1 protein-coding gene is annotated in these 1,047 nt (G+C 60.2%); it reads left to right on the top strand.

All coding sequences use genetic code 11. From position 1 onward, the window contains the following. Nucleotides 1–555, top strand: a 555-nt coding sequence (locus Q0520_RS01045; RefSeq protein ID WP_298665551.1) for a PfkB family carbohydrate kinase, incomplete at its 5' end; no start/stop codon positions are given. Nucleotides 556–1,047 lie beyond the last annotated feature (492 nt).

Here is a 1,047-nt window from a genome sequence, read left to right as displayed (position 1 = left end):
GCCGGGGTCATCCACGCGGTGGCCGCCGCCCTGCCCCCGGGTGTCCCGCTCGTCATCGACCCGGTGATGGTGGCGACCTCGGGCGCCCGCCTGCTTGCGGAGGACGCGGTCGCCGCCCTGGTCGCCGACCTGATCCCCCGTGCGGCGGTGGTGACGCCAAACCTCCCCGAGGCTGAGGTGCTGGCAGGCTTTCCTATCGAGGGAGTTGATGGGATGCGGGAGGCCGGGCGGGCGATCCTCGCCATGGGCGCCGGTGCCGTGATCGTGAAGGGCGGTCACCTGAGGAGCGAACCGACCGACATCCTCATCGATGCGACAGGCGAGGTCGTCCTCTCCGGCCTTCGCCACCCCTATGCCGTCCACGGTACGGGCTGCTGTTTCTCCGCGGCCCTTGCGGCGGGACTCGCCCGCGGCATGCCCCTCAGGGACGCCTTTGTCGCGGCAAAGACCTTCATCGACGGTGCTATCGTCCATGCCGTCCCCGACCGCCGGGGCCGCCGGTCGGTGGACCCCCTGTGGCAGTGCGGCAGGGGTGGCTTCCCGTATGTGGAATAATTTCATTTAAAAACGAGAATATAACTATAATTGGAATTTTTTTCAGGTTCTGGATACCATGAAACACGTGCCCAAATACATATCATTATATATCGTTGCATGATGATGACGCGATCTTCCCGCACGTCTCCACTCCTCTTTTGCGAGAGAGAACGATCCGCTGTGCGGCCGGTTATCGTGGTGGCACGCGGAATTGCCCCGGATTCGACATGGGGCCTCAAATCTTCTCCTTTGTCCCGTCCGCTCCGGCACGGCGCCGGTGCCCGTACCTCTCCGGAGATTTCTCCCGGATATCCCGCGATTTATTCTCTAAATTTGAATATAATATGCAGTCAAAGTCAGATTCAAATCAGCACATTTATATCGTACGTCCCGGCACATTATGATATCCAGCCTCTGAGGAGGTCTGGAGGTGAAAACGATGAAACAGTTCGCACAGAATGAAGAAGCAGTGTCGCCGGTCATCGGCGTCATCCTCATGGTCGCCATCAC

It is taken from the genome of uncultured Methanofollis sp. (assembly GCF_937919355.1).
Taxonomy (GTDB): Archaea; Halobacteriota; Methanomicrobia; order Methanomicrobiales; family Methanofollaceae; genus Methanofollis.
Note: the sequence above shows the minus strand (reverse complement) of the source record. Positions and strands in the feature narration are given on the sequence as shown.